Source organism: Bacteroides fluxus YIT 12057, from assembly GCF_000195635.1.
In the GTDB taxonomy this organism is placed as follows: domain Bacteria; phylum Bacteroidota; class Bacteroidia; order Bacteroidales; family Bacteroidaceae; genus Bacteroides; species Bacteroides fluxus.
Window position 1 is genome coordinate 38,015 of record NZ_GL882619.1, and the last position, 18,265, is coordinate 56,279.

Genomic DNA, 18,265 nt, shown 5'->3' on the forward strand with positions numbered 1-18,265 from the left:
AGATAGATACTTGTCTATTATAGATAGATACTTGCACCCATCCCCAAAAAACACACGTATTATTTGGTTATTAAAAAGAGTGTTCGTAGTTTTGCGAACAACAAATAAGAAAAGAATATTGAAATGAAAGAGAAACAGTACACAACAGAACAGGAACAGATTGCTCGTTTCGCCAAAGCAATGGGGCATCCGGCACGGATGGCTATTCTTGCTTTTTTGGCAAAACAAGACAGTTGTTTCTTCGGTGATATTCACGAAGAACTGCCTATCGCCAAAGCAACTGTTTCACAGCATTTGAAAGAACTGAAAGAAGCTGGCTTAATTCAAGGTGAAATAGAAACGCCAAAAGTCCGGTATTGTATAAACCGGGAGAACTGGGAACTTGCCCGAAAATTGTTTGCTGCTTTTTTAGGAGACTGCAAATGTAAAGGTACATCGTGCTGTGAATAGCAGCACCTTTTTTTTGATATAATTGTTCGTAGTTCTACGAATCACGATTATCATATTAACTTTAACATGGATTCTAGCGTACAGTGTTGCCGGACTGGGTAAATTTTACAACCGGATGCAAATATTCGAGAAATGGTTTCGTAAAATAGTTGCCATCCTCTTTATTGCGGTAGGTATTTATTATGCAGTAGTCTTTTATCTATAAATAAAAACAGAGTATCATTTAAAATAAAAACAGCATGAAAAAGATAGAAATTTTCGACCCGGCAATGTGTTGCCCTACGGATCTTTGTGGGACCAATATCGACCCGGAATTAATGCGTATTGCGGTTGTTATTGAAACTGTATTTGAAGCCGAACGCTTGCAAATGGATTTACAACGTGCCGGGATTAATAATAAATGGTGGGTCGTGAATGCTTGCTTGTCATTAACTGACACCGAAAATTCTTTCTTGCGGGCAAAGGCGCAAAATGAATTGGTTTGGATTAAGAAAGTAGAAGAATTGTCAAAGGGCAATGCCGCCCTGATAACTTGGAAAAATAACTAAAAACATGAAGATTTTAATTCTTTGTACAGGAAATAGCTGCCGCAGCCAAATGGCACACGGCTTTTTACAATCATTTGACAATAAACTGGATGTCTATTCAGCAGGAACCAAACCCGCTGAAAAGGTTAATCCGATGGCAGTAAAGGTTATGGATGAAATGGGTATAGATTTAACCCGCCATACCCCTAAAAGTGTAAACCTATATATAGGGCAGGAATGGGACTATGTTATTACGGTCTGCGGTGGGGCAAACGAAAGCTGCCCGATGTTTACGGGTGAAGTAAGAAACAGGCTGCATATAGGATTTGACGACCCCTCGGAAGCAACCGGAACGCCGGAGTTTATAAACAGTGAATTTCATCGGGTACGGGATGAAATAAAAGCCCGCTTCTATGATTTCTACCAGAACGAATTAAAACCGCAATTAAGCTAAATAGTTGTTGTTATGGAAAAGAAACAAGGAATTGGATTTTTTGAAAAATACCTGACTATCTGGGTTGCCTTGTGCATCATTATTGGAATCGCTGTGGGACAATGGCTTCCGGCAATTCCGCAAACATTAAGCAAATTTGAATATGCCAACGTGTCTATACCCGTGGCAATCTTGATTTGGTTAATGATTTATCCGATGATGCTAAAAGTGGATTTTCAAAGTGTCAAGAATGTCGGCAAGCGTCCGAAAGGAATAATAGTCACTTGCGTTACCAATTGGCTGATAAAGCCATTTACCATGTTCGGAATAGCTTATTTATTCTTCTATGTGGTTTTCAAAGCCTTTATACCTGCCGGATTAGCCGAAGAATATTTAGCCGGGGCGGTATTATTAGGGGCTGCACCTTGTACAGCTATGGTGTTCGTGTGGAGTTACCTTACTAAAGGGGATGCCGCTTATACGCTGGTACAAGTGGCAGTGAACGATTTAATCATATTGGTAGCATTTGCCCCTATCGTCGCTTTCCTGCTGGGAGTTGGCGGCGTATCTATCCCGTGGGACACTCTGTTGCTGTCCGTAGGGCTGTTTGTTGTGATACCACTTGCTGCCGGAGTCATTACCCGCATGATGGTTATCCGCCGCAAAGGGGTGGAATATTTCAATAATGTATTTATTAAGAAATTTAATAATTATACGGTAGGTGGGTTGCTATTGACGCTTATTATCCTGTTTTCATTTCAAGGAGAAACGATACTGAACAATCCTCTGCATATCTTACTGATTGCTGTTCCGCTTGTATTGCAAACGGTTCTGATATTCTTCATTGCTTACGGTTGGGCGAAATGGTGGAAATTACCCCATGATGTTGCCGCACCTGCCGGAATGATCGGGGCAAGTAATTTCTTTGAATTGGCGGTTGCTGTAGCTATTTCCCTTTTCGGTTTACAATCCGGAGCCGCTTTAGCTACGGTAGTGGGTGTATTGGTCGAAGTCCCGGTGATGTTGATGTTAGTAAGGATTGCCAATAACACACGAAGTTGGTTTCCGGCTACAAAATAAATTAAGAGTTATGCAAGCTATGGATTTAACCATTTCAGACAACTAAATAAAAAAGCCGGAAGTTTTGCAAATATCTTTCTTGCAGAACTCCCGGCTTTGCGGAGAGACGGGCTCCCGAACCTACGCTTTCAGAAAATATCATAAAATTGCAAATCATTGATAATCATATATTATCTACAATGCAGAGTAAATCTAAATCTTTCTAAATGCCTTTTGCTATTTCAATTTTTGGGTGTATATTTGGGTGTAGAATTTCAAACGCACCCAATTATGAATATCAAACGTAACATCATTTTTGCATTGGAGAGCCGGAAGAAGAACGGTGTGCCAATCGTAGAGAACGTGCCTATCCGTATGCGTGTCATATACGCAAGCCAACGCATCGAGTTTACAACAGGCTACCGGATTGACGTAGCCAAATGGGATGCCGACAAACAACGGGTAAAGAACGGATGCACCAACAAGCTGAAACAAAGCGCATCCGAAATCAATGCAGACTTGCTGAAATACTATGCCGAAATGCAAAACGTGTTCAAGGAGTTTGAGGTGCAGGAAACCATGCCCACCACCCAACAGCTAAAGGATGCGTTCAATCTGCGGATGAAAGAGAGCAGTGAAGAACAACAGGAAGAAGCACCGATTAGTTTTTGGGAAGTGTTTGATGAGTTTGTAAAAGAGTGTGGCAACCAGAATAATTGGACGGCATCCACATACGAGAAATTTGCAGCGGTGAGAAATCACATCAAAGAGTTCAAGGAGGATGTAACCTTTGAATACTTCAACGAATTCGGGCTAAATGAGTATGTCAATTTCTTGCGTGACAAAAAGGACATGAGAAACAGCACCATCGGTAAACAAATGGGATTTCTCAAATGGTTCCTGCGTTGGAGCTTCAAAAAAGGACATCATCAGAACATTGCATACGACGCATTCAAACCCAAATTGAAAACAACCCCTAAAAAGGTAATATTCCTGACATGGGATGAACTGAACAAACTGAAAGATTATCATATACCGCATGACAAACAGTATTTGGAACGTGTCAGGGATGTCTTTCTGTTCTGCTGCTTCACGAGTTTACGATATTCGGATGTTCGTAACCTTAAAAGAAGTGATATTAAACCCGACCACATTGAAGTCACCACAGTCAAGACTGCGGACAGCCTGATAATCGAACTGAACGACCACAGCAAAGCCATTCTTGAAAAATACAAGGATGTTCATTTCGAGAACCACATGGCATTGCCTGTCATAAGCAATCAGAAGATGAACGATTATCTGAAAGAACTGGGTGAACTGGCAGAAATCAACGAACCTGTACGGGAAACCTACTACAAGGGAAATGAGCGCATAGATGAAGTCACACCCAAATACGCATTGTTAAGTACCCATGCCGGAAGAAAGACTTTCATCTGTAATGCGTTGGCACTCGGAATTCCGGCACCGGTGGTTATGAAATGGACTGGACACAGTGATTACAAAGCCATGAAGCCCTACATTGACATAGCGGATGACATCAGGGCAAACGCCATGAACAAGTTTAATCAACTATAAAAGTATCAATTAGTTTCATAGATTACCACCATTGAAGTATATTTGTATTCTGAAAATATCATAAGATGAGCAACAACGGACATAACATAGAAAAGACGAACTTTGACGCATTTATAAATGCTGTCGGTTCGGAAATACAACAGGCGCAAGTACGGCTGATTACCGCAGCCAATGCGCAAATGCTGTTCCACTACTGGAAAATGGGCAACTATATTCTTTATCATCAGCAACTGCATGGATGGGGAAGCAAAACCATCAAACAGTTGGCAAAGGCTATCCGGCTGAATTTCCCTGAAAAGAAAGGCTATTCGGAACGCAACCTTACCTATATGTGTCAGTTTGCAAGAACATATCCATTGAGAGTATTGCAGAATTTCATTGAAACGGATGCAAAACTAATAGCTCCAAGTGTGAAGAAAATTGAAGATGAAGTACACTACTTAAACGATTCGCAATTTACGCAAGAACCTCTTGCGCAAATTCAATCTACTGGTAACAAGGAAATTACAATCACGCAAGAACCTCTTGCACAAATTCATAATGTTGCTAAAACCGTATCCGACATTTACCGTATGGAAATTAAGGATATAGAAAACGTATTTATGGCATCACCTGTTGCAAAAACCAATTGGGCGAGCCATGTGATTATGCTTAACAGTTCGCTTCCATTGGGTGTAAGCTATTGGTACATGAAACAGTCCGTAGAAATGGGCTGGAGCAGCAATGTTCTTAAAATACAAATTGAAACCAATCTGTATAGCAGACAAATCAGCAACAACAAGGTTAATAATTTCACAGTCACGCTTCCTGCACCGCAAAGCGACCTTGCCAATTACCTTCTGAAAGACCCATACATCTTTGACTTGGCTGGAACTAAGGAAAAGGCAGACGAAAGGGACATAGAAGAACAACTGGTTAAGCACGTCACCCGTTACTTGCTGGAAATGGGAAATGGCTTTGCTTTCGTTGCCCGACAAAAACACTTTCAAATTGGCAACAGCGATTTCTTTGCCGACCTGATTCTGTATTCAATCCCCCTGCACGCATACATCGTAGTGGAATTGAAAGCAACCCCATTCAAACCGGAGTATGCAGGGCAACTGAACTTCTACATCAATGTGGTGGACGACAAACTGAGGGGAGAGAATGACAACAAGACTATCGGATTGTTGCTGTGCAAGGGGAAAGACGAAGTTGTAGCGCAATACGCATTGACAGGCTACGACCAGCCGATAGGCATCAGCGATTACCAGTTGAGCAAGGCTATACCTGAAAACTTAAAATCGGCTCTGCCAAGTATAGAGGAAGTGGAGGAAGAACTGACTTCCTTTCTTGATAAAGATAAGAACCCATAAACCAAGCGTATATGGCAGGAGAAATACAGATTATGATTCCCCAATATGGTGAACTCAATCGGATATACAACGACTTTTTAATCAGCCATACTTTCTCTTTTGACAGGCAGAAATTCATCACGGACTTCTACAAGCAATACAATAACACAAAAGCTTTCGAAGCCGCCATCCTTGAACTGGTGCTTGACAAACCGAAGGAACAATATACTCTAGTTCTCAACAGCCTGAGAACCGAAATAGAGAAAAACATACTGATTTACGAAAAACATCCATTGTTTGATAACGAGGTAATTTCTCGTGTATGCTACAACTTCGCAGGCAGATATGACGCTGATATAAAGGCACAATTGGAGGTTACACAAAAATTAAGCAAGCCTTTGAATGAAGCATACAACAGGTATGATTCCATTGGCTATAGGGTACATACGGCAGCAGAAGAAAAGCAAGCCGAAAAGGAGTATGAACGCTGCAAGGCTGAATATGAGAAGGAAAAAAAAGAACTGGAAAGGCTTTATGAATTGGAAAGGCAGGCAAGAAAGGAAGCTTTCCAATACATTGAGAACTGTTGCGGAGATATTTATAAACTGAGTTTTCATTTTATGGAAATATTGGCAAAATATATTCCCGTAGCAAAAGACAAGCCGGATGAACCGAGCAAGCAAGAGAAACAGCAGGATGCGCCAAAGGAGCAACCCGAATATTTCGATGCAGAATTACTTTCGCTTATTCATAAAGTCTGTGTGGGGGAACAGTTTGAAGATATTGCAACGCAGGACTTTTATGCCAACATGAACCTCTACTCCTGTAAAAAGGAATTAAAAATCAAGGCACGAGAAAAAATACGGGTGTGTTACCTGATATTCCTGATGAGTGAAAGACTGCCCAAACAAGACAGGGATAAATGGAAGAATATAATCCTGAAACAGTTGGATATTGACGAGAACTACTACAAGTCAAAGTACAAGGAACCGGTGTCGGATTTTCCAAGTGACAGTAACCAAAAGTTCGCTAAAGAAATGGACGCAATATTCCGATAATCCGTGATATGTCCTGACATTTTACGAAATCACCACTTTTACCACTCAAATTAATTTTTGAGTGGTATTTTTATTATTTGATATTCAGAGAAATAACAGGATATTCCATTTACACCAACCACATCCTTACCACTCACGCCCCTACCTAATTTTGCATCGTTCGAGAACAGAGATAACAGCCAGTGCGCAGGGCTGATTGTTTAACGGCTAAATAGATTGAACGATGACAAATCTTCAAGAGTTATTATTAAAACCCGTCTGGCAGATGACAGGCGAAGAGTTCATATTCCTGAGCAAGCACGCTTCCGGTCAAACGGAAACGCAACCACGACCCGTTACGGACACAGAAAGAAAATATGTGTACGGAATACTGGGCATTGCCAAACTGTTCGGGTGTAGTCTGCCCACCGCCAACCGTATAAAGAAAAGCGGTAAGATAGACAAAGCTATTACGCAAATAGGGCGCAAGATTATCGTTGATGCGGAACTTGCCCTTGAACTGGCAGGAAAGAAAACCGGAGGACGGAAATAACGGGTGGTATGGCTATGGACTATATGAAAGAGATTAAGGACATATCGGCAGAAGAAGCCGTAATCCTTTGGCAAGCCTCACGTTTGAGCCTGTCGAAAAGTTATGAGAAAGCACCCGAAATCCTCAAAGTGCATGGTTCTGTCATTGGGACATTGGGCAACTTCAGCGCATCCATCGGCAAAGCCAAAAGTAAAAAGACATTCAATGTATCGGCTATCGTAGCCGCTACATTGAAGAATGGCACTGTGTTGCGGTATGTGGCAGAGCTCTCCGACGGGAAGCGGAAAGTGCTTTATGTTGATACGGAGCAAAGCCCTTATCATTGCCTGAAAGTCATGAAACGCATTTTACGGATGGCTGGCTTGCCCGATGACAGGGACAGCGAAAACCTTGAATTTCTCGCTTTGAGGAAATACACGCCTGAACAGCGTATCAGGATTGTCGAACAGGCTATCTATAATACGCCCGACATTGGTCTTGTAATCATAGACGGCATCCGTGACATGGTATATGACATCAACAGCCCCGGCGAATCCACACGCATCATATCCAAACTGATGCAGTGGACGGACGACAGGCAGATACACATCCATACGATACTGCATCAGAACAAAGGGGATGAGAATGCGAGAGGGCATATCGGCACGGAGTTAAACAATAAGGCGGAAACCGTATTGCTGGTGGAAAAGGACAAGAGCAACGGGGATATAAGCAGTGTTTCAGCCATGCACATCCGGGCAATGGATTTCGAGCCTTTTGCCTTTCGCATCAACGACAATGCCTTGCCCGAACTCATAGAGGGTTACAAAACAGAAAGCAAGAAACCGGGAAGACCCGAGGAAGAAAAGTTCGACCCTTACAGGCATATCACCGAACAGCAGCACCGCATCGCATTGGAAGCCGTTTTCGGGCTGAAAGAGGAATACGGTTACAAGGAACTGGAAGATGCTTTAATCAAAAGCTATACGTCAATAGGTGTAAAACTGAACCATCAAAAGGCAGTACCGCTCATCACCATGCTTCGCAACAAACGGATGATAGTGCAAGAGAACGGCAGAAAATACACATTCATGCCCGACTTCCACTATTAACCCGTTACCTGCAATCGCTTCACTTCATTCTGTGGGTCTATATATTAAGGATAAAGCGAAGTGATGCAAGGAATGGATAAACCGCTTCACTTTATTGCCGTATTCTATATATACGACAATTTAGTGAAGTGGTTATATAGACCGTACTTCTTAAAATGGTACGGGCGAAAAGAAAAATAAATCAATTCACCAACTACTCAAACAATTATCTTATGGATATACAGACAGCCAAGCAAATCAGGATAGCAGATTATCTGCACAGTTTGGGATATTCTCCCGTCAAACAACAGGGTATCAACCTATGGTATAAATCACCGTTAAGGGAAGAAACTGAAGCCTCGTTCAAGGTAAATATCGAGCGTAACCAATGGTATGATTTTGCACTCGGCAAAGGCGGCGGCACCATCGAACTGGCGTCACACTTATATGCTACCGACCATATACCTTATATATTGGAACGCATAGCGGAACAGACACCACATATCCGTCCTGATTCTTTCTCTTTTGGCAAGCAGTCATCTTCCGAGCCACGTTTTCAACAACTGGAGATTGTACCGCTTTCTTCGCCTGCCCTACTCTCATATTTGCAGGAAAGGGGAATAAACACGGAACTGGCGAAAAGAGAATGCCGCGAAGCTCATTTCACCAACAACGGCAAACGGTATTTCGCCATTGCCTTTCCAAACATATCGGGCGGCTATGAGATTCGCAACCGTTATTTCAAGGGCTGTATTGCCCCTAAGGAAATCTCCCACATCAGACAGGCGGGAAAAGCGAGGGAAACGTGTTATGTGTTCGAGGGATTTATGGACTATCTTTCATTTCTTACTTTGAGATTGGAAAATTGCCCGAAATTTCCCGAACTGGACAGACAAGATTATATGGTATTGAACTCTGTATCGAATGTGAGCAAGGCTCTCTATCCGTTGGGTAGCTACGAGCGCATACATTGTTTCTTTGACAATGACCGTGCAGGGATGGAAGCACTCCGGCAAATTCGTATGGAATACGGCAGGGATTTATACATCCGTGACGCTTCGCAAACCTACAGCGGATGCAAGGACTTGAACGAATACTTACAGAAACAGGCTGAAAGAAACAGGCAAGTCCAGTCCGTAAGAGAGACGCACACCCAGCCACCGAAAAAGAAGAACGGTTTTCGGTTATAGCCCACTATAACTACACGCTCCGCTTTCGTAGTTGTGGGCTCTCCCGAGGGGATTAGGGCTTTGCCCTAATAACCCACTCAGGGCGTTCACCCCTGAGAACCCCGAGCAAAGAGTGACCCTCTCTTTGCAATCACCGCTTATGGGTTGCACCCCTAAGAACCCCACTGCGGAAGCGAACAAAGTAATCTAATGTAAACAAAAAAACTATGGCAACAAAATCAAGCATACATATCAAGCCTTGCAACATCGCATCGAGCGAGGCACACAACCGAAGGACTGCCGAGTACATACGCAACATCGGAGAGTCCAGAATCTATGTCGTTTCCAAACTTTCCACCAATAACGAGCAGTGGGTAAATCCTGACTTCGGCACTACCGAATTGCGGACACATTACGACAACATCAAACGGATGGTCAAGGAAAAGACCGGACGTGCCATGCAGGAGAAAGAACGTGAACGCAAAGGCAAGAACGGAAAAATCATCAAGGTGGCAGGGTGTTCACCTATCCGTGAGGGGGTGTTGCTCATCAGAGCGGACACCACATTGGCAGATGTGCATAAATTTGGCGAGGAGTGCAAACAACGCTGGGGTATTACTCCGCTGCAAATCTTCCTGCACAAAGATGAAGGACATTGGCTGAGCGGACAACCCGAAGCTGAAGACAGAGAGAGTTTCCAAATTGATGGAAAGTGGTTCAAGCCGAATTATCACGCTCATATCGTTTTCGATTGGATGAACCACGATACAGGAAAAAGCTGTAAACTCAATGACGAGGATATGACCGAAATGCAAAGTTTGGCTTCTGACATTCTCCTGATGGAACGAGGACAATCTAAAACCGAAACAGGCAAGGAACATCTGGAACGTAACGATTTCATCATAAAGAAACAGAAAGCCGAACTGCAACGTATAGAGGAAACCCAAAGGCACAAGAAGCAGCAGGTAACTCTTGCTGAGCAAGAACTCAAACAGGTAAAATCGGAAATACGCACCGACAAACTCAAAAGCGCAGCTACCGATGCAGCCACAGCCATAGCAAGCGGTGTCGGTTCTCTTTTCGGAAGCGGAAAATTGAAAGATTTGGAACAAACTAATGAGAATTTACGTCATGAAATTGCCAAGCGTGACAAGGGTATTGATGAATTAAAAGCCAAGATGCAACAAATGCAGGAACAGCACGGCAAGCAGATTCGTAACCTACAAGGAATACATAATCAAGAGCTTGAAATCAAAGACAAGGAAATATCACGATTGAACACCATTCTTGAAAAAGCGTTCAACTGGTTCCCTTTACTCAAAGAGATGTTGAGAATGGAAAAATTCTGCTATGCCATCGGATTTACCAAAGATATGGTAAACAATCTTTTGACAAAAAAAGAAGCAATCAGATGCAATGGGAAAATCTATTCCGAAGAGCATAGACGAAAGTTTGACATAAAGAACGATATTTTCAAGATTGAGAAAAGTTCGGTTGATAATAATAAATTGGTGCTTACAATAAACAGGCAACCGATAGGCGAATGGTTCAAAGAGCAATGGGAGAAACTCCGGCAAGGTTTACGACAATCAGCGGAAGAGCCAAGAAAAAGTAGAGGATTCAAGCTATAATTCCACTCTATATAATGCAAAACATCAATAAAATAACTAATTTTGCATTCGGATAGGGGCAACTCTTTCCAAGACATAAGAAAAAGAAGCGTTATGCTCATCTTGTAACTTGAAAACCTGAGAGCCTTTCAAATTTGATGCAAGAGATAGCATAGTGGTTCTCACGCATATAGCGTGGGCTGCTATCGTTGTATCTGCATCATAGGCTTTCTCAGGGCCGTCAAGTTAGATTGACATAGGTAGTCCACGCTTTTGTATTTAATAACCTACCCTGTTGGACTGATGGGCGAAAAGGAAAACGATATGGAACAAAAATTCTGTCAAAGCTGCGGAATGCCGCTAACAAACGAAATCCTCGGTACGAATACCGATGGCACACTCAATGAAGATTATTGCATCTACTGCTACAAAGATGGCAAGTTTGCGCAGGATATGACTATGGAGCAGATGATTGACCACTGCGCCCAATTCACTGATGAGATAAACAAACAGTCAGGACAGAACTTGACACAGGAACAGGCTAAAGACATGATGCGTCAATTCTTCCCTCACCTTAAACGCTGGAAAAATAGACTCGTTATGTTTATTGCAATTCTCACATACAAAAAGCCGTTGAGCGAGGTTGATAACTATCTGAGTGCGCACCGTGAATATCTCGCCAAACATTATGCCATCGGAGATTTCATAACATCTGGGCCACAGATCCCTCGCATTGGTGGCGTGATAATGATAAAAGCCAACAACCGTGAAGCGGTTGATGCTATTATTTCCGAAGATCCGTTCCACATCAACGACATTGCCAACTATCAGATTGTGGAATTTACCCCGACAATGTTTTGCAATGAAGAGTTGAAAACAATTCTATAATGATGCGCCTTAGTCTTAGACCATATCAGCCCACAGATGCCAATGTAATTACTACTTGGCTAAAAAACGAATATCTTATGCGCCAATGGTGCGCTGACAGATATGAGTGTTACCCGGTCACACCAGAAGATATGAATATCTATCACGAGCGGTATATTGACGGACAAAGTCAACGCGCCCTGACAATGTTGAATGGCAATAACATTGTGGGATATATCACCCTGCGCACTCCGGCAGATGATTCATCGGAACAACGCTTGGGATTCGTCATTGTCGATGATTCAAAACGTGGTCAAGGTTTTGGTAAAACTCTTGTTTCAATGGCAGTCAAATATGCTTTTGAGACGCTTGGTGCTACGAAAGTATCACTCGGTGTCTTTGAAAATAATCCGTCAGCCATCCATTGCTATAAGTCTGCCGGATTCAGGCGCGTGATTGTTCCAACAACAGAAAGCTATTCTTGCTTGGGCGAAACTTGGAATTGCATTGAAATGGAACAATACAAAGGACTATGAAAGTAATTGGAATTAACGGCAGCTCACGGAAAGATGGTAATACAGCTATCATAATCCGCACGATATTTGAGGAACTGAATAAGAGAGGTATTGAAACCGAGTTTATCCAATTGGCCGATGTCGATATAGAGCCATGCCGTGCTTGTTTTGCCTGTAAAGGTAAAGGTAATTGTGTATTCCGCAAAGACGGTTTTGCCGAGGTATTTAGCAAAATAGTTGGAGCTGACGGGATAATTCTCGGTTCGCCGGTTTATTCAGCAGATGTTTCCTCTCGAATGAAAGCATTGTTGGACAGAGGTGGCGTTGTCGCTGCTGTCAATCCGGGAATATTGAAACACAAACTGGGCGTGGCAGTTGCCGCCGTTCGTCGTGCCGGAGGTATGACGGCGGTCGATACAATGAATCATTTTTTCTTAAACAAGGAGATGATAGTTGCTGGTTCCACATACTGGAACATGGTTTATGGGCGAGAAATTGGCGATGTTCTTAAAGATAATGAAGGAATTGCCAATATGCGCAATCTCGGTCAGAACATGGCTTCAATCCTGTTCAAATTAAATTAATGGTAACGAATCCGATAGCAAGTAACCCATGATTGAAATAAAAAACCTCGAAGGCATTTCATTCGAGCAAATATATACGGCTTTCAAGTCAGCTTTCTCGGATTACGAAATCAGCGTGGATAAGACAGAATTGAAGTCAATGCTGAAACGGCGAGGCTTCAATCCGGCTTTATCATTCGGTGCATTCTATGATGACAATATCGTGGCGTTCACGTTTAATGGTATTGGTAAATACTATAATGGCAAACTTACTGCATACGATACGGGAACAGGTACAAGAAAAGAGTTCAGAGGGCAAGGACTTGCCAAAAGAATATTTACGCACTCTATGCCATTCCTGAAAAATGCCGGTATAGAGAATTATTTGCTTGAGGTGCTTCAACATAATAAAAGAGCGTTAAAAATATATGAAAGTCTCGGTTTCGAGATTTTACGAGAATTTAATTTCTTCACTCAAAAGAAGCAACTGGTTGTTAACCATCTATCTGACAAACCTGCCAAATGCTCCATCGTCGCGCTGAAGTCTGAAGATATTTTGTCAGCCCAATCATTCCATGATTTTACCCCATCCTGGCAGAATGACATTGAATCTATTAAGAGAGCAGGTGATGATTTGGTGACGTTGGGAGCTATGGTTGATTCTGTTTTGTCAGGATACTGTGTTTTCTCTCCAAAGTCCGGTGACATTACCCAGATAGCTGTTGATCCGACTTTCCGCAGAAAAGGCGTCGCATCTTCCTTGCTAAAACAAATGATTGAGATGACTGAATCTGAAATAGTAAAAGTAATCAATGTCGAATCTCCAACTCCTTCTTTGGACGCATTTCTCGCGTCCAAAGGTGTTTGCCTCGCCGGTAAACAATTTGAGATGGTTTTGACATTATAAAAATGTAACATCAAATGACACCGAAAGAAGTACTGGAGAAATGGATTGATTGTTTCAACGCGTCCGACGTGGAGGGAATCGCCGCGCTATATGCGGACGATGCCGTAAACCATCAGGTGGCGAACGCTCCCGTGGCTGGAAAAGAAGCCATACGCCGGATGTTTGCCGGGGAGTTCGCAACGGCTAAAATGGTTTGTATTGTTGAAAATATTTTTGAAGATGGAGAATGGGCTATATTGGAATGGAAAGACCCATTGGGGTTGCGTGGTTGCGGCTTCTTCCATATCAAAAACAATCTTATTGTATATCAGAGGGGCTACTGGGACAAACTTAGTTTCTTGAAGCAACACAATCTTCCAATCGAATAGACGTTTTGTAATGCCAAAACACTTTTACAATGCCATACATATCAGTTGAAAGCGGAGCATTGACCGCCGAACAAAAGAAAGAACTTATTGAGCGGCTGACAGCGACAGCCGCCGAAATAATCCATATTCCGGCGCAGTTCTTCACCGTAACCATTAAGGAATTGCCGGATGAGAACTTTGGTATCGGCGGCAAGTCGATTGACGAAATCAAGCGAAATTATAAATCTTGATTTGCAAATAGATGGATAATGAAATTCGAAAATAAGAACTATATCTATTGGCTATGCGCCACAATTATCGTCATGTTCATGCTACCTTTCGTTGAGGCTCAGCTCGCATCGGAGTGTAGCGGCATGGTGTTGTGTATGATTTTGTTTCATGACTTCATAAGGTAATTGTAAATGGAAAGAATCACTGATCAATGCATAGTCGCTCGGCAGTTTTCTTAAATAATACAAAAACACCCAATTTTACATTATTGGGTGTAAAATTGGGTGTTTGTTTTGTAATTTGCTGATTTCCAACATTTATTGCGGAGAGACGGGGATTCGAACCCCGGATACCCTTTAGGGGTATACACGCTTTCCAGGCGTGCCTCTTCAACCACTCGAGCATCTCTCCTCTTACGGGTCGCAAAAGTAGGTTAAGTTTTCGGAATTACCAAATGTTTGGAGAAAATAAAATCATTTTCTCCAAACATAACTTTATCGTGAGCGACCCGAGATTCCTGACAGAAGGCATCAGCAAGGTGGTAGTAGCCTCATTGAAAAGTTCACACTCAAGCCTTAAGACCTCTCACCGCTTTCTCCAGTCTCTTTAGAGTAAGTTCTCCGGATTGCCGCCAGAGCTGCTCCCCTTTCCTCATCAATACAAATGTGGGGACCGTATCTATAGCATAGAAGTCAGAAAGGGAACTTTCCTGATCCACATCAATCTGTACAACCTCAAGAACCCCTTCCACCGATTTCTTGAATTCTTCTACAATAGGCTGCATGCGTTTGCAATGAGGACACCACGTAGCATAAAATTCAGCCATTATCCAATCGGCATTTGTCAATTCCTCTCTATTCCGTTCTTCACGGGTCTCTTTCTTTTCTTCCATATGGGTATGCTTTTAAATAAATAACTATACTCTCAACAATACCCGGAGAGAAAATGTTTCATCGCAAGACAATCAGTCCAATATTTTTTCCATTATACGTGCCGTTTCCAATCAGTAATTTAACATCAAAATCGTTACTGTTTTATTTCGTCTGATTTTCAGTAACGATTTAGTAACGCTACTTTGTACAAACGGGGCATTTTCTTGTCTTTCGCTTGCCTGTCGACAAAATAGAAAAAGTCCCGTAAAACCTTAGTTCTACGGGACTTTCCTTAGCTTTTCCACCATTTGCCTTTAGTGTTCAGCGGAGAGACAGGGATTCGAACCCCGGGTGCCTCGCAGCACAACGGTTTTCAAGACCGCCGCAATCGACCACTCTGCCACCTCTCCAAAACTTCATTTAAGGAATGCTTCTCTCTTAAAGCGGTGCAAAGATACAATCCTTTTTTAATACTACAAACAAAATGATAAAAAAAATGCAAGACCCGCATTAATAACGAATTATTCAGTAATTTTGCGCCATCATGATATACCCACAGAATTTTGAACAAAAAATAGGTTTTGACCAAATCCGCCAATTACTGAAAGAGAAATGTCTCAGTACTTTAGGCGAAGAACGAGTGACAGATATGGCATTCTCCGACCGCTTCAGCGAAGTGGAAGAACGTCTGAATCAAGTCACTGAATTTGTCCGTATCATACAAGAAGAAGATAATTTCCCCGCACAATATTTCTTTGATGTCCGTCCGTCCCTAAAAAGAATACGGGTAGAAGGTATGTATTTAGACGAACAGGAACTTTTCGACTTACGCCGTTCGCTGGAAACGATACGTGACATTGTACGCTTTCTGCAAAAAGACGATGAAGAAGAAAATGGCTCCCCCTACCCTTGCCTGAAACGACTTGCCGGGGATATCACCGTGTTCCCCCAACTCATTGGAAAAATAAACGGCATCCTTTCCCCATACGGCAAGATAAAAGACAACGCCTCTACAGAACTGGCACGCATCCGCCGGGAGCTGGCGAACACCATGGGAAGCATTTCCCGTTCCTTAAACAGTATTCTGAGGAATGCGCAGTCCGAGGGAGTGGTGGACAAAGACGTTACCCCCACCATGCGCGACGGCCGTCTGGTCATTCCCGTAGCTCCAGCTCTGAAACGGAAGATCAAAGGTATTGTACACGATGAGTCTGCCAGTGGAAAAACGGTTTTTATCGAACCTGCCGAAGTAGTGGAAGCCAACAACCGCATCCGTGAACTGGAAGGAGATGAACGGCGTGAGATTATCCGCATCCTGACGGATTTCTCCAATCAACTGCGTCCTTCTATCCCCGATGTATTGTTATCATACGAATTTCTTGCCGAAATAGACTTCATACGTGCCAAAGCCTTGTTTGCCGAACAAACCGCCGGACTGAAACCTGCGCTTGAGAACAGGCAGATATTGGATTGGACTATGGCCGTACATCCGTTACTGCAACTATCTCTTGCCAAACATGACAAGAAAGTGGTGCCTCTTGATATCGAATTGAACGAGAAGCAACGCATCCTCATCATCTCCGGGCCGAATGCCGGTGGCAAGTCCGTTTGCCTGAAAACAGTGGGACTGCTGCAATATATGCTGCAATGCGGACTGCTCATCCCCATGCATGAGCGCAGCCATGCCGGGATATTCAGCAGCATCTTCATCGATATCGGCGACGAACAATCTATAGAAGACGACCTGAGTACCTACTCCTCCCATCTTACGAACATGAAAATCATGATGAAAAACTGCAATGAATGCAGCCTCATCCTGATTGACGAATTCGGCGGCGGAACGGAGCCCCAGATTGGAGGCGCCATTGCCGAAGCGGTGCTGAAGCGTTTCAACCGGAAGCTTACTTTCGGTGTCATCACCACACATTACCAGAATCTGAAGCATTTTGCCGAAGACCACGAAGGGGTAGTAAACGGAGCCATGCTGTATGACCGTCACTTGATGCAGGCTTTATTCCAACTTCAGATAGGCAATCCCGGAAGTTCATTCGCCGTGGAGATCGCCCGCAAAATCGGCCTGCCGGAAGATGTCATTGCCGACGCTTCCGAAATTGTCGGCAACGAATATATCAATGCAGACAAATACCTGCAAGACATTGTACGTGACAAGCGCTACTGGGAAGGCAAACGCCAAACCATCCGCCAGCGCGAGAAGCACATGGAAGAGACGATCGAGCGCTACCAGGCAGAAATCGAAGAATTACAGAAATCCCGTAAGGAGATTCTGCGAAAAGCCAAGGAAGAAGCGGAACAATTGATGCAGGAAGCCAATTCACGCATCGAAAACACCATACGTACCATCAAGGAAGCACAAGCGGAAAAAGAGAAAACCCGCCAAGTGCGCCAAGAACTGACTGATTTCCGCAAGTCTATGGAGAATTTTGCCGACAAAGAGCAAGAAGAGAAAATAGCCCGCAAGATGGAGAAGCTGAAAGAAAAGCAGAACCGGAAAAAGGAAAGAAAAGCAGGAAAGAGCCAGGAAGAAGCCTTGTCGGCTCAAGGCCAGGCAGAATTGCAGGCACGGAAAGAGGCCGAACGTCTGGCTGCCATCGTGCCCGGCTGTAATGTCCGGATCAAAGGGCAAACTTCTGTCGGTGAAGTAATGGAAATAAACGGCAAGAATGCCATGGTCGCTTTCGGAAGTATCAAGACCACCGTCAAACTGGATAAACTGGAACGTACCAACGCCCAGCCCAAACAAGCTGACGTATCTACCAAAAGTACATACATCAGCGCCCAGACGCAGGACAGCATGTATGAAAAAAAGCTGAACTTCAAACAAGACATTGATGTCCGCGGCATGCGCGGGGATGAAGCACTGCAAGCCATTACCTATTTTATTGACGATGCCATCCTCGTGGGAATGTCCCGGGTGCGCATCCTGCACGGCACCGGTACAGGTATCCTGCGTACCCTGATCCGCCAATATCTGCAGACTACTCCCGGAGTGCGCCATTTTGCCGACGAGCACATCCAATTCGGCGGCGCAGGCATCACGGTAGTGGACCTGGAATAGCCGACAGCCGATAATAAAAATGAATAAAACAGTAATTTCAACCGTAAATAACAAATCTTTAAATCGTAAA

General features: G+C 43.3%; 20 protein-coding genes, 2 tRNA genes and 2 pseudogenes. 21 read left to right on the top strand and 3 right to left on the bottom strand.

What is annotated here, in order from left to right:
• Positions 1 to 123: 123 nt before the first annotated feature.
• From HMPREF9446_RS04655 to HMPREF9446_RS18950, 20 genes and pseudogenes are all read left to right on the top strand, one after another.
• Positions 124 to 450 carry an ArsR/SmtB family transcription factor gene (locus HMPREF9446_RS04655; protein WP_005800946.1) on the top strand — a complete coding sequence of 109 codons (327 nt, stop codon included), beginning with the start codon at positions 124 to 126 and terminating at the stop codon, positions 448 to 450.
• 64 nt (positions 451 to 514) lie between these two features.
• Positions 515 to 655 (top strand): annotated as a pseudogene (locus HMPREF9446_RS18140) (aromatic aminobenezylarsenical efflux permease ArsG family transporter); the annotation flags it as partial.
• A gap of 34 nt (positions 656 to 689) precedes the next feature.
• Positions 690 to 998: an arsenic metallochaperone ArsD family protein gene (locus tag HMPREF9446_RS04660; protein ID WP_009124275.1), complete on the top strand. Its 309-nt coding sequence runs from the start codon at positions 690 to 692 to the stop codon at positions 996 to 998.
• Positions 999 to 1,002: 4 nt separating this feature from the next.
• Positions 1,003 to 1,431 carry an arsenate reductase ArsC gene (locus tag HMPREF9446_RS04665; protein WP_039968570.1) on the top strand — a complete coding sequence of 143 codons (429 nt, stop codon included), beginning with the start codon at positions 1,003 to 1,005 and terminating at the stop codon, positions 1,429 to 1,431.
• 12 nt (positions 1,432 to 1,443) lie between these two features.
• Positions 1,444 to 2,490: an ACR3 family arsenite efflux transporter gene (gene arsB, locus HMPREF9446_RS04670; protein WP_009124277.1), complete on the top strand. Its 1,047-nt coding sequence runs from the start codon at positions 1,444 to 1,446 to the stop codon at positions 2,488 to 2,490.
• Positions 2,491 to 2,760: 270 nt separating this feature from the next.
• Positions 2,761 to 4,044, top strand: a complete 1,284-nt coding sequence (locus HMPREF9446_RS04675; protein WP_009124278.1) for a site-specific integrase — start codon at positions 2,761 to 2,763, stop codon at positions 4,042 to 4,044.
• Between the two features lie 65 nt (positions 4,045 to 4,109).
• A complete protein-coding gene (locus HMPREF9446_RS04680; RefSeq protein WP_009124279.1) occupies positions 4,110 to 5,399 on the top strand; it encodes a PDDEXK nuclease domain-containing protein in 1,290 nt (429 codons plus the stop codon).
• Positions 5,400 to 5,410: 11 nt separating this feature from the next.
• Positions 5,411 to 6,436: a hypothetical protein gene (locus tag HMPREF9446_RS04685; protein WP_009124280.1), complete on the top strand. Its 1,026-nt coding sequence runs from the start codon at positions 5,411 to 5,413 to the stop codon at positions 6,434 to 6,436.
• Between the two features lie 223 nt (positions 6,437 to 6,659).
• The gene (locus tag HMPREF9446_RS04690) at positions 6,660 to 6,968 is read left to right on the top strand and encodes a DUF3853 family protein (protein WP_008664960.1); all 309 of its coding nucleotides are present in this window, start codon (positions 6,660 to 6,662) and stop codon (positions 6,966 to 6,968) included.
• A gap of 8 nt (positions 6,969 to 6,976) precedes the next feature.
• Positions 6,977 to 8,059 (top strand): AAA family ATPase, encoded by a 1,083-nt coding sequence (locus tag HMPREF9446_RS04695; RefSeq protein WP_009124281.1) that lies wholly within the window; start codon positions 6,977 to 6,979, stop codon positions 8,057 to 8,059.
• A 212-nt stretch (positions 8,060 to 8,271) separates the two neighbouring features.
• Positions 8,272 to 9,228 (top strand): toprim domain-containing protein, encoded by a 957-nt coding sequence (locus tag HMPREF9446_RS04700; RefSeq protein WP_039968574.1) that lies wholly within the window; start codon positions 8,272 to 8,274, stop codon positions 9,226 to 9,228.
• Positions 9,229 to 9,434: 206 nt separating this feature from the next.
• Entirely contained in the window at positions 9,435 to 10,838 is a 1,404-nt protein-coding gene (locus HMPREF9446_RS04705) for a hypothetical protein (RefSeq protein ID WP_009124283.1), read from the top strand.
• A 303-nt stretch (positions 10,839 to 11,141) separates the two neighbouring features.
• A pseudogene (locus HMPREF9446_RS19040) lies at positions 11,142 to 11,393 on the top strand (zinc ribbon domain-containing protein); the annotation flags it as partial.
• 24 nt (positions 11,394 to 11,417) lie between these two features.
• Positions 11,418 to 11,705, top strand: a complete 288-nt coding sequence (locus HMPREF9446_RS18625; protein ID WP_035457600.1) for a YciI family protein — start codon at positions 11,418 to 11,420, stop codon at positions 11,703 to 11,705.
• Between the two features lie 2 nt (positions 11,706 to 11,707).
• Positions 11,708 to 12,220, top strand: a complete 513-nt coding sequence (locus HMPREF9446_RS04720; protein ID WP_117596893.1) for a GNAT family N-acetyltransferase — start codon at positions 11,708 to 11,710, stop codon at positions 12,218 to 12,220.
• A complete protein-coding gene (locus HMPREF9446_RS04725) occupies positions 12,217 to 12,783 on the top strand; it encodes a flavodoxin family protein (RefSeq protein ID WP_009124286.1) in 567 nt (188 codons plus the stop codon). Before HMPREF9446_RS04720 ends, HMPREF9446_RS04725 begins: the two co-directional genes overlap by 4 nt.
• A gap of 28 nt (positions 12,784 to 12,811) precedes the next feature.
• Positions 12,812 to 13,669 carry a GNAT family N-acetyltransferase gene (locus HMPREF9446_RS04730; RefSeq protein WP_009124287.1) on the top strand — a complete coding sequence of 286 codons (858 nt, stop codon included), beginning with the start codon at positions 12,812 to 12,814 and terminating at the stop codon, positions 13,667 to 13,669.
• 14 nt (positions 13,670 to 13,683) lie between these two features.
• Entirely contained in the window at positions 13,684 to 14,037 is a 354-nt protein-coding gene (locus HMPREF9446_RS04735) for a nuclear transport factor 2 family protein (RefSeq protein ID WP_009124288.1), read from the top strand.
• Between the two features lie 29 nt (positions 14,038 to 14,066).
• Entirely contained in the window at positions 14,067 to 14,267 is a 201-nt protein-coding gene (gene dmpI, locus HMPREF9446_RS04740; protein ID WP_009124289.1) for a 4-oxalocrotonate tautomerase DmpI, read from the top strand.
• An 18-nt stretch (positions 14,268 to 14,285) separates the two neighbouring features.
• Positions 14,286 to 14,432: a hypothetical protein gene (locus HMPREF9446_RS18950; RefSeq protein WP_164511711.1), complete on the top strand. Its 147-nt coding sequence runs from the start codon at positions 14,286 to 14,288 to the stop codon at positions 14,430 to 14,432.
• A gap of 138 nt (positions 14,433 to 14,570) precedes the next feature.
• Here HMPREF9446_RS18950 and HMPREF9446_RS04745 read toward each other — a convergent pair.
• From HMPREF9446_RS04745 to HMPREF9446_RS04755, 3 genes are all read right to left on the bottom strand, one after another.
• A tRNA-Ser gene (locus tag HMPREF9446_RS04745) sits at positions 14,571 to 14,658 on the bottom strand.
• Positions 14,659 to 14,815: 157 nt separating this feature from the next.
• Positions 14,816 to 15,139, bottom strand: coding sequence for a thioredoxin family protein (locus HMPREF9446_RS04750; protein ID WP_009124291.1), 324 nt, complete (start codon positions 15,137 to 15,139; stop codon positions 14,816 to 14,818).
• Positions 15,140 to 15,444: 305 nt separating this feature from the next.
• Positions 15,445 to 15,529 (bottom strand) — tRNA-Ser (locus HMPREF9446_RS04755).
• Between the two features lie 134 nt (positions 15,530 to 15,663).
• On the opposite strand from HMPREF9446_RS04755, the gene HMPREF9446_RS04760 reads away from it, so the two are divergent.
• Positions 15,664 to 18,195 (top strand): endonuclease MutS2, encoded by a 2,532-nt coding sequence (locus tag HMPREF9446_RS04760; protein WP_009124292.1) that lies wholly within the window; start codon positions 15,664 to 15,666, stop codon positions 18,193 to 18,195.
• The last annotated feature ends 70 nt before the right edge of the window (positions 18,196 to 18,265 follow it).